This is a genomic window from Rhizorhabdus sp. P4_G6, assembly GCF_056401045.1.
On record NZ_JBFUKC010000038.1, the window covers coordinates 1 to 10,818 of the forward strand.

The following is a 10,818-nucleotide window of genomic DNA, read 5'->3' on the forward strand; positions in this document are numbered from 1 at the left end:
CACCAGACCCCAATCGAGCATCTGCGCCGCTGTATAGCGCCGGCACAGCATCCACATTTCACGCGCCCGCTTGTGGCCGATGATGCTCGCAAGATGCGAGACGACATAGCCACCCGCCGGCGAGGCCACGCGGGGGCCATTCTGTCCGAAAATCGAATCGTCCGACGCGATTGTGAAGTCGCAGAAATAGTGAAGATGATGCCCACCGCCGACCGCATATCCCTTCACGCGCGCGATGACCGGCTTCAGGCAGGAGACGATTTCCTCGCCCAGCATCCAGTCATGCCCTTTCAGACCGCCTTCGATCTCCCAGTCGATATCTCCGCCGGAGCTGAATGCCTTCTCGCCAGCGCCAGTCAGCACGATGACGCCAACTTCCCGGTCAGCGGACGCGCGGGCGATTGCATCGCGCAATTCCTCGATCGTGTGCCCATTGAAGGCGTTGAGCCTTTTCGGGCGGTTAATGACGATCGTGGCTACCGCGTCTGAGACGCTATAGAGGATGTCTGTATAGACGCCGGTGTCTTCGGGATTACCCTCGTTCATTATGCTGTCCTCTCACTCGGTTGGGCCCTGGCCAGACATCCCTCCGGACCGGGCGGCGTCATCAAATCCGGTCTGAACAGACCAAAATAACTTTGAGCTTCGAATGCACTTTCTTGCTGAGTCTTAGGGGCCGACCCGCTCGATAATCGTCGCGGTCGCCATGCCGCCGGCGCAACAAATGCTCTGAAGGCCAAACCTGCCGCCCCGACATTCGAGCGCGTTCAGCAATGTCGTCATGATTCGGGCCCCCGATCCGCCCAAGGGATGCCCGAGAGCGATCGCGCCGCCGTTCACGTTTAGACGATCATGTCCTACGCCGTGCGCCTTCATCCATGCCATTGGGACTGTCGCGAACGCCTCGTTGACCTCGAAGAAATCGATATCCGAAAGGTTGAGCCCGCTGCGTTCCAGGATCTTGCTTGTTGCTGCAATTGGCCCGGTCAGCATCATCTCCGGGTCCGAACCGACCACAGTGAGGGCATGTATCCTCGCCCGGACCTTCAGTCCCAGGCGATCCGCGGCAGCTTCCGAGGCCAGCAGCAGTGCGGCAGCACCATCGCAGAGTTGAGAGGAGTTTCCTGCGGTTACCCGCCCGTCTTCGCGAAAGCTGGCTTTCAGTGTCGCCAGCTTTTCGCGGCTCGTGTCCCGGCGAATGGTCTCGTCCKCCGCAATGATCCTGGCCTCGTCCAGGTCTCGCTCGGCATATTCAGCGAGGTCGACCGGGGCAATCTCACCGTTGAAATCACCGCGATCCGCCGCCGCCGCCGCGCGTCTGTGGCTCTCCATCGCGAAATCGTCGATGTCATCGCGCGTGAACCCGTAATGATCGGCAATCTTTTCAGCAGCCTCGCCCTGAGAGGTCAGATTGAAGCGGTTCGTCAACTTCCAGCCAAACACTTCTCCATGCAGGGCACGGTTGCTGCCCATCGGAACCCGCGTCATATTCTCCGCGCCGCCCGCAACGACGATGTCAGCCAGGCCGCTGGCGATTTCACCTACTGCAGTGTGAATCGCGGCCTCGGACGCTCCACATTTGCGATCCACGGTCATGCCCGGGATATGTTCTGGCCATCCGGCGCTGAGCAGCGCCGTCCGCGCGATATTCCCGCACTGTTCCCCGATCTGGGTAACGCAGCCGAACACAACATCGTCGACATGATCCGTCGAAAGGCCATTTCGATCAACGATCGCACGCAGGACATTCGCCCCCAGATGATCGGCGCGCACGCCGGAGAATGATCCCCGAAAACGGCCGATCGGAGTCCGAATGGCATCAACTATCACTATTCCCGTCATATGGCTTCACCTTGAACAGGCCCGCATGTCAAAGCGTGCGTGCTATGATCTCGCGCATGATTTCTGACGTTCCGGCGTAAATGCGCATGACACGGGCGTCACGCCAGGCGCGACTGACGACGAACTCGTTCATAAAGCCATAGCCGCCATGCAGTTGAACCAGGTCATCAAGGATCCGGTTTTGCATCTCGGCGCCCATCAACTTGGCCATGGCGGCGCGATCTGCGCTGAGTTCGCCACGCAAAAACTCCGCGAGACAGTCATCCACGAAGGCCCGCAGCATCTCGAGCTGGGCGCGCGCATCGGCCAGCTTGAATTTGGTATTCTGAAACGAAAACAGCGGGGCGCCAAATGCGTTGCGATCCTTGGTATATTCGATTGTCCGGGCGAGCATCGCATCGATCGAAGCGGCCGCGCGGATCGGCACGACCATCCGTTCCTGCGGCAGTTCGGACATCATGTAGGAGAAGCCCTTGTTCTCCTCGCCAAGCAGGTAATGCGCCGGGACGCGCACATCCTCGAAGAACAGCTCAGCAGTATCTTGAGCAAGCAGACCGATCTTGTCGAGCTTCTTGCCTTTGACGAATCCAGGCGCGCCTTCCGGAACAACGATGAGCGACAAGCCCTTTCGGCCAGCAGCGGGATCGGTCTTGCAGGCCAGGACGATCAGGCCGCAATTTATCCCATTGGTGATGAAGGTTTTCGAGCCGTTGATGACCCATTCATCACCTTCGCGGTGAGCCGTCGTCCTGATGGCCTTCACGTCGCTGCCTGTTCCAGGCTCGGTCATCCCCAGCGCACCGATCGCCTCGCCTGCGATCAGGCGTGGAATCCATTCCTGCTTTAGCTCCTCGGTGCCGAATTTCGTGATGTAAGGCGTGACCACGTCGCTGTGCATGGAAAAACCGAGACCCGTCGCATTCTCGCGGGCAAGTTCCTCGATAATGACTGCGGCGAATCCGAAATCACCCCCCGCGCCGCCATATTTTTCAGGTGCCATGGGGCAAAGCAGGCCCCACTTGCCGGCTTCGCGCCAAACTTCACGCGGCACGATACCCTGCTTTTCCCATTCGAGATGGTACGGCACTACATGCTGTTCGAGAAATGCACGGACCGCGTCCCGAAACATCTCGTGCTCGGCCGTGAATACCTTTCGTGTCAACTCGCTCTCCACTAAATCATTCGGCTGAGGCAGGTTGAATCAATCGCTTCGTCAATCCGTCAAACCTGGAAATCGCGCTGCGTTACCAGATCAATCCACACGGGCAGCGCTCGTCTGCTTAGACATAGCCGCCGTCGATCKTAAGAATTGTGCCGGAGGTGTAACCCGACAGCGGGGAAGCAAGGAATGCCACGGCATCGCCGATTTCATCTGCCGTCGCCGCCCGCCCGAACGGCAGGTGGGCAAACAGTTCCTCCCATCGATCTGCGCTGCCAAGCTCGCGCTCCGCTCTCGCCTGCATCATCATCTTAACGCGATCGGTCTGCACGAATCCGGGATTGATGCCGACGACACGAACACCGTCGAGGAACGAGGCACGCCCCATGGCCTTGACGAAGCCCATCAGCGYGGCATTGCCAGCCGACCCGGCGATGTACTCCGGCGGGAAGCGTTCTCCGCCGGCGCCGATGACGTTGACGATCACGCCGTGCCGATCGGCAATTCGCTTGTAAAGCTTCTGGGTGAGCGCGAAATACCCGAAGACCTTCAGGTCCCAGGCCGTCCGCCACCGCTGCATGTCCAGCTCCTGCAAGGACCCGGGAGGAATCGCGCCGGCATTGTTGACCAGAATGTCCAGCTCCCCGCATTGTGCAGCCAAGGCATCCTGGCCTTCCTCGCGGCCGAGATCGCACGCAATGCCGGTTGCCGTGACCCCGGCAGAGCGCAGTTCGTTTACCGCGCGATCGAGCGCATCAACGTCTCTGGCGGCGATGACGACTTCGCACCCTTCCCGACCAAGCGAAAAGGCGGCGGCAAATCCGATCCCCTTGGAGGCGCCGGTAATGAGCGCCCTCTTGCCCGCTAACCTCAGATCCATTCGAGCATCCTGTTTTGATTTTTGTCCGTCCTGAAGGCGACCCTGAGCTCAACTTGCTGCTGATGGTTGCTTCGCGATCGACAATAAGCTTTTCACGAGATAGCACAAGCGTTCTAACTTTGACTGAACATTTTGCAGGGAGATGATCATGAAGCTTGAAGGACGAGTAGCCATCATCACCGGCACTAGCCCGAACATCGGAGGCGGCATTGCCGAGGCGCTGGCAGCAGCAGGCGCTTCAATCGTCGCGGTCGATGCCCAGCGACAGAATGCAGAAGGTTGCGCCTCAGCAATCAAGGCAGCAGGTGGATCAGCGATCGGTGTGGTTTGCGATGTCACAGACGATGCGGCTGTCCAGGCAGCCGTTGAAAAGGCGATGGAAGCATTCGGCCGGATCGACATCCTCGTCAACAACGCCGCCTATTTTCACGAGCGAACGGTTGCTGAAATGGAACTGCCCGGCTGGCGCAAGGTGATATCGGTGATCCTGGACGGTTCATTCCTATTCACGAAATATGCGGCGGCGAAGATGATCAAGAGCGGCCGAGGCGGCGTGGTCATCAACGTGATCTCGACCACTGGCCACCAGGGTGCCCCGGGCAACATCGCTTACGCCACCGCCAAGGCCGGCATGCTGAATTTCACCCGGAGCGCAGCCATGGAGTATGCCGCACAGAACATCCGGGTCGTGAGTCTGACCCCCACTGCAACAAGCTTTGCGGAAAAGCCCGAGCGCGCAAGGCGCTGGGGTGCGGACGTTGGTGCGACGGGCCACGTCGGGGGCATGGCCGATCAATATGCCAACCGAATTCCGCTGCAGCGGCTGCCGAATGCGAGCGATTACGGTGCCGCCACCGTCTTCCTCGCATCGGATGACGCTGCGATGATCACAGGCATCGATCTGCGAGTCGATGGTGGCGCGGTCGCCCGCTATTGGGCGTGGGATCCGAGCAAGCCCTGAGCCTGATTAGGCCTTCGCTCCCGATGCTTGACCACGCACCGGTGCGTCGACGGTAAGCTCATATTTATTCAACGCCGCTCGCCGACCCAGCGAGCGGCCTCTTTGTGGCCGCCACATCAAGGAACGAGACCTCGCATGAGTGAGCGCCGTCATGAGAAGTTCGAGAACGGATTATCACCGCTCTGCGGTTCGCAACGTTAGCCGCAGCCTCCAGGCCCTCTGGCGTAGCCGATCAAATGTCAGTGGCCTAGTGCCCGCGTGGCCAGGGCCGGATTGCCCAATTCGCTGCGGCTGATGCCCAGGGCTTCCATTTCGCGCTCGGCCACGAACAGCCGTCCGGTATACTCCGCTGGATCTGAGCACGCGGCGAAGTAGATGATCATGCGCGCCGGTATAACCGTGTCGATCGGACGCGCTTCACCTTCTTGCGGGCAGAACCCGCGAGAGGCCAATCGGGCGGAGACCACCTCGGAAGCAACCCATCCCGGGTGCAAGCCCACGACGAACACATTCTGCCGTCGCAGTTCGGGCGCGATAATATTAGCCAGCCGGTCCAGCGCACGCTTGCTAGCGAAGTAGCTGGGCGTGGTCGCGTTGAAGCCGAACTTCGAAGCCGCCGGTACTTCTTCCTCGACCCGGCGATGCGCTTCCGCAGATCCGGTGGTGATATTGATGATCCGTCCGCCGCCGCGCCGGGCCATGATCGGCGTAACGAGTTGCATCAGGATGAAGGGTGCGTGGAGATTGATGTCGAAATCGCGCGACCATTCATCAAAGGTGATGTCGAGAAAGGGCTTCGACCAGACGGTGCCCACCGTGGAGGCGGCGTTGTTCACCAGGATATCGACACCGCCGAAGCGGGCCACGGTCTCGTCGATGATACGCTTCAGGTCTGCGCGCTCCGCAAGATCGGCCTGGATGATCAGCGCCTCGCCGCCAGCTTCCTCGACCAGTCGCGCGGTTTCACCAAGGCTGCCTGGCAGGTCTGGATCGCGATCGACCGTACGCGCGACCAGTGCTACCTTGACCCCGCGTCGAGCCAGATCGAGCGACACCTGTCGACCCACCCCGCGGCTCGCTCCCGTTACAATCGCAACCCTGCCGTTTAGGTCGAGCTCTTTCTGGCGTTCCATGTTCGTCCTCTCAGCGGGGCCAAGTCTGTGCTTGTGGCGCGCATCAAACGGTCGCGGCGCACACGCGAGCCATGTCCCTGCCCTCCTCTGCCGCCGCGTGACGCCTGGAAAGGAGATGCATCAAGAGTCCTTGCCAGCCAGGAAGCCGCCGTCGACGACGAGGATGGTCCCGGTGGTGAAGCTTGATCGGGCGGAGGCCAGGAACACGACCGCGTCGGCTATCTCATTTGGCTGGGCCACGCGGTTCAACGGATGCAACGAATTGGTCTGTGCAGCGCGCGCCGGGTCGCTCAGCAGCTTCGCAGTAAGGTTAGTTGCCACCATACCCGGGGAGACTGCGTTCACGCGAATATTGTGCGGCGCAAGTTCCAGCGCCAGCGTCTTTGTGAGCCCGACGACACCGTGCTTCGAGGCAACATAGGAACTGCGGTTAAGGATTCCCGTCTCCCCGGCGACCGATGCGATACTGACGATGGAGCCACTTACCCGTTCATCGACCATCCGCCGCGCAACCAGCTGGCTGAAGAGAAACGCCGACGTCAGGTTGATGTCGATGACATTCCGCCAATCCTCGATCGGGATATCCAGCATCGGGCGCCGCTCTCCGATCCCGACATTGTTCACGAGCACGCGGATCACACCAAGCGAGGTTTCGGCCTCAGCCACCGCGGCGCGGACCTCGGTTTCACGACCGGCATCGGCAACGATCGCGACCGCGCGACCTCCCGCAGCATTGATCTGGTCGGCCAGGGCAGCGGCACCGGCACCATCCTTGTCGACGACTGCGACATGCGCACCGCTCTCGGCGAGCAGCAGTGCCGTTGCCCGTCCGATTCCGGAGGCCGCGCCCGTTACGAGTGCGGGGATCTCGGCGAGGCCAAGATCAAAGGCCTTAATCATGGCAACTGCCTTTGCTCTCCGAACGGGATCGGGAGGTTGCGCGCGGCTTCTTCAAAAACATTCATGCACCCCTCTGCCCTCTCCATTCAACATTTCTAGTTCACCCGTGCTACTTTAGAAAGCCAGCAAGTCCATAGCCTTTTGCCCGGTCCATAGTCGCAACCCGTTTGCCATATTCAGTCTGTGCTCGGATAGAGTGCCCCAATGCGAACATGTCAGGAGACAGGCAGGTCCGCGAAAGCCACGTACCAATCTGCCGTTGCACGGTCGTGCTGCAGCAAGGCGCCGAATTGCTGTGCATCGATGTGCCCCTCAAGCAAATGGCGAAGCGGTACTTCGAGGCGCTTGCCCGTCGACGTATATGGGATTGCAGGGGCTTCCGCGATAAGGTCAGGGACATGCCGGGGACTCAACCTCGCACCAATCCGCGTAGCGAGCGCGTGTCGCAAGCTATCGTGCAGCACTTGGCCGTCCGCGAGGCGCACAAATAAAATCAGCACGTCGCGAAAATGCCCCGCTTGCGGAAAGACGGCGATCGCATCGGCGACAACCGGATCATCCTCGATGGCGCGATACAACTCGCCAGCACCGATCCGGATGCCGTGGCGCTTCATCGTGGCATCGGATCGGCCGAGAACCTTGCAACCTCCATCGTCATGGATGACGATTATGTCGCCCTGCTGCCACCGGCCGCCGTATTGCGACAAGTAATTTTCGGCCAGCCGGGTACCGCCCGGGTCGTTCCACAAGCATTTCGGCGCATTGGGGAACGGAGTCCCGATCACGAGCTCGCCAGCCCTGCCGCGGAGCGATCTCCGCTCTGGATCGATCGCGTCCACGTCCATTCCCAGCATTCGCGCCGTGGCCTCGCCTGCGTGGATCGGCAGGAGGCGGACTCCGCCAGCGTAGCCTCCGCAGACTTCGGTCGAGCCTGCCTGCGATATAATTCGGCAGTTCGGGGGCAGGACTCCGGTAAGCCATTCGAAGAGCGAAGCTTCGGTGACCGCGCCCGAGAGGACGAGCGCTTTGAGCCTGTGAAGGTCGTGCCTCGCGGCAGGATCGTATCCCCGCTCCTTCATACGAGCGACGAAACCGGGGCTCACCCCCAATATGGTTGCCCCTGAGCGTTCGGCGATGGACCAGAGGCAGTCGAGGTCGGGATGGAACGGACTGCCATCGTAAAGCACCACGCGCGTACCGAGACTGAGGGTTCCCAGCACGATACTCCACACGATCCAGCTTGGCGTGGCATAGAAGAACGGGACCGAGCCTTCGGTGACTTCCACGTGAAAGGTGAGGTCCTTCATTATGCCGAGGAGTGCGCCGGCATGGGTGTGAACAATCGCCTTCGGCGGCCCGGTCGTCCCGGAAGTATAAACGATCCACAGCGGATGATCGCTGGGCACCGACTCATATTTGAAAGCACCCCGCGCCGGCGCGGGGGTCGCCGAAAGCGACGACCAGCTCGACACTGGAAGGCCAGGAATATCCAGGCCGGCGGCATCATCCTGCAGGAGCACGAGATGCTCCAGCGTTGGCAGAGCCTCAACCAGATCGCGCACGACTTGGTCGCGATCATGCAGCACACCCGCATAAGTGTAGCGGGGCACGGCGATGAGCAGCTTCGGCTCGATCTGCGAGAAACGATCCGCCGCCGCGGCAGCGCCGAACTCGGAACTGCACGAAGACCAAATGGCACCGATGGCCGTAGCCGCGATAAAGCAGATAGCCGCCTCCACGACATTGGGCACATAGGCCGCGACGCGATCTCCCGGTTGGATCCCCATTGCCCTAAGACCGGTCGCAACCCTCCGTACCGCCGCGCCAAGTTCGGCCCAGGTCCAGTCAGTATGGCTACCGTCCTCACGATATGCCGTAACCGCCATCACATCAGCCAGACGTTCCTCGTGGCGCAGCACCATGCGCGCGAAATTGAGCCGAGCCCCAGGAAACCAGGTCGTGTTCTGAAAGCCCGTGCCCTCCATCACCGAATGGTAGGGAGCATCCGCCTCGACGCCGAAAAAGTGCCAGACCGCGTCCCAGAAGCCCGCCGGCTCCATGGTCGACCAGCGCCAAAGATCTTCATATGCATCGAACGACAGGCCTCGGTGCTGCTCGAGCCAGGTCATGAATGCGGTCAGTGTCGACTGGCTGCGATCCTCGGCCGTTGGTGTCCAGATCACACGCCCGCGACCGTTATCTGTCGTTTGCGCGATCGTTTTGGCAACCGTCCCAAGGTCGACATCCGTGCCTGCCGTGACCACGCCTTTTCTCCCATGGGGCGAGAAGTTATTGCCTTCCCCCTTGAACCGATCGCGAGCGCCGCGATCAGCTACAGCATACCAAACATCGCAGCTTGTTATTCCGCTACTTATTCCTTTGTTCGGCACGTGTCTCATCCCATGGCAGGCGACCGGAATGATTCCTTCATGTCTGCAGCACGCGTATCGATCCGGTCTTCCAGGTCACGGTTCGGAAAGAGCCAGAAGCTCGCTGTCCCGATCGCATCGGCAACCATGTTCGCAACCTCCTCAGGGTTAAGGCCGTTGCGCAGGAGTTCCTCCTGGAATTCCAACCGGTCGACCGAAATTTGGCCGGGCGACCGGGAGGCGTTCGCCTCCAGCAGTTGGGTCCTCACCGGCCCGGGAAGCAGGACCGAAATCCCGATGTTGCCGCCGGCCAGTTCGTCGCGAAGCCCCTCACACAGTGCAAGCACCCCGGCCTTCATCGCGGAATAAACGCCGATCCGGGTCTTTACGTTGAGCACCGCCAGCGACGAGGTCGCCACCAGGTGACCCGGAAGGCCCGATGCAAGGATGCGGCTCAAGCCTTGCGTCAAGCCGTAGAAGTTGCCGTCTAGATTGACCGATCGCGACCATTCCCACGCGGCCTGCGATGTCTGGCTGAGAGGATCCGTGCTGCCGGCAACGCCGGCGTTGCTCACCATCACAGCCAGCGGTCCATGACGGTCCTCAGCCTGATCCAGCGCCGCGCCCCAGCTGGCCGGATCGCGAACATCGAGCAGTACGGCCGAAGCTCCGTCTATCTCCGCAGCGACGCGCTCTGCCCCGGCCAGATCGATATCGGCCACGGCGACTTTCATCCCTTGCCGGCTAAGCTCGATGGCAGTTGCCCGGCCGATCCCGCTTGCGCCCCCGGAGATAAATGCCAATCGGCCGGCAAAATTCATATTCATGGCAGCCTCCACGAGACGGTAGTTCTAGCCAAATGGGAAAGCTGCTGCCGTCGCCAAGTGACTGCCAGCAGCGCGCCCCGCCATTTCTGGCATGGCTCAGGAGCACGGTCAGAATTGCGCGAACGAGTGTCACCAATCATGCAAAAATAGTCACCAGAGCCAAGGAAAGCCGCATCAGAGGCCAGGGTTTGCAGATTTAGACCTCCGCAAATCTCCGCATGACTTGTCTCTGTGCATTGCACTGCCGTCAACAACGATGACGCAAATGCACCGCCATCGCTTCGCGTCTGAGCTGGAATGCGTGATGATTCCAGATATCCGGTAAGTATTCCAACGGACAGCCGACAACAGGCCGGGGTCCAGTCAGTCTCAGCCTGCCGAGGGAGGCTATCCGAAGCGATCGCCCGCCTCTGGGCCAGCTTGCGACAGACTCACGCCATCGGTTTGCGGTGCGCGGTCGCGATCGTGACACCGTTCGTATAGTGCCGACCGTATCGACTAGCAGGCGTGCCCCTTTACAGTTTTCCGGTCAGTTCCGGCACGGCCTTGAACAGATCGGCGACCAGGCCGAAATCCGCCACCTGGAAGATCGGGGCGTCCTCGTCCTTGTTGATCGCGATGATCGTCTTGGAGTCCTTCATGCCGGCGAGATGCTGAATCGCACCCGAGATGCCGACCGCGATATAGACTTCGGGCGCGACGATCTTGCCGGTCTGGCCGACCTGGTAGTCGTTCGGCACATAGCCC

General features: G+C 60.8%; 10 protein-coding genes. 1 reads left to right on the forward strand and 9 read right to left on the reverse strand.

Translation table 11 applies throughout. The features are described from left to right. The 4 genes from AC1DPF_RS18435 to AC1DPF_RS18450 form a co-directional block, all read right to left on the reverse strand. The coding region (locus tag AC1DPF_RS18435; protein ID WP_477962823.1) for an enoyl-CoA hydratase-related protein at window positions 1-546 on the reverse strand (546 nt) is incomplete at its 3' end. 123 nt (window positions 547-669) lie between these two features. Then, window positions 670-1,842, reverse strand: coding sequence for a thiolase family protein (locus AC1DPF_RS18440; protein WP_477962825.1), 1,173 nt, complete (start codon window positions 1,840-1,842; stop codon window positions 670-672). 28 nt (window positions 1,843-1,870) lie between these two features. Continuing rightward, the gene (locus tag AC1DPF_RS18445) at window positions 1,871-3,004 is read right to left on the reverse strand and encodes an acyl-CoA dehydrogenase family protein (RefSeq protein ID WP_477962827.1); all 1,134 of its coding nucleotides are present in this window, start codon (window positions 3,002-3,004) and stop codon (window positions 1,871-1,873) included. A gap of 118 nt (window positions 3,005-3,122) precedes the next feature. Then, entirely contained in the window at window positions 3,123-3,881 is a 759-nt protein-coding gene (locus AC1DPF_RS18450; RefSeq protein ID WP_477962829.1) for a short-chain dehydrogenase/reductase, read from the reverse strand. Between the two features lie 142 nt (window positions 3,882-4,023). On the opposite strand from AC1DPF_RS18450, the gene AC1DPF_RS18455 reads away from it, so the two are divergent. Continuing rightward, entirely contained in the window at window positions 4,024-4,842 is an 819-nt protein-coding gene (locus tag AC1DPF_RS18455; protein WP_477962831.1) for an SDR family NAD(P)-dependent oxidoreductase, read from the forward strand. A gap of 239 nt (window positions 4,843-5,081) precedes the next feature. On the opposite strand, the gene AC1DPF_RS18460 is transcribed toward AC1DPF_RS18455, so the two are convergent. From AC1DPF_RS18460 to AC1DPF_RS18480, 5 genes are all read right to left on the reverse strand, one after another. Beyond that, window positions 5,082-5,975, reverse strand: a complete 894-nt coding sequence (locus AC1DPF_RS18460; RefSeq protein WP_477962833.1) for an SDR family NAD(P)-dependent oxidoreductase — start codon at window positions 5,973-5,975, stop codon at window positions 5,082-5,084. A gap of 120 nt (window positions 5,976-6,095) precedes the next feature. Continuing rightward, window positions 6,096-6,875: an SDR family NAD(P)-dependent oxidoreductase gene (locus tag AC1DPF_RS18465; RefSeq protein WP_477962835.1), complete on the reverse strand. Its 780-nt coding sequence runs from the start codon at window positions 6,873-6,875 to the stop codon at window positions 6,096-6,098. A gap of 215 nt (window positions 6,876-7,090) precedes the next feature. Beyond that, window positions 7,091-9,139, reverse strand: a complete 2,049-nt coding sequence (locus AC1DPF_RS18470) for an acetoacetate--CoA ligase (RefSeq protein WP_477962837.1) — start codon at window positions 9,137-9,139, stop codon at window positions 7,091-7,093. A 131-nt stretch (window positions 9,140-9,270) separates the two neighbouring features. Further along, window positions 9,271-10,071, reverse strand: a complete 801-nt coding sequence (locus AC1DPF_RS18475; RefSeq protein WP_477962839.1) for an SDR family oxidoreductase — start codon at window positions 10,069-10,071, stop codon at window positions 9,271-9,273. A gap of 515 nt (window positions 10,072-10,586) precedes the next feature. Further along, window positions 10,587-10,818: FAD-binding protein (locus tag AC1DPF_RS18480; RefSeq protein ID WP_477962841.1), on the reverse strand; the 232-nt coding region annotated here is incomplete at its 5' end.

Coding starts and splice junctions, on each gene's coding strand:
- AC1DPF_RS18460 (WP_477962833.1), bottom strand. CDS start 5,975: ATGGAACGCCAGAAAGAGCTCGACCTAAACGGCAGGGTTGCGATTGTA.
- AC1DPF_RS18455 (WP_477962831.1), top strand. CDS start 4,024: ATGATCATGAAGCTTGAAGGACGAGTAGCCATCATCACCGGCACTAGC.
- AC1DPF_RS18465 (WP_477962835.1), bottom strand. CDS start 6,875: ATGATTAAGGCCTTTGATCTTGGCCTCGCCGAGATCCCCGCACTCGTA.
- AC1DPF_RS18475 (WP_477962839.1), bottom strand. CDS start 10,071: ATGAATATGAATTTTGCCGGCCGATTGGCATTTATCTCCGGGGGCGCA.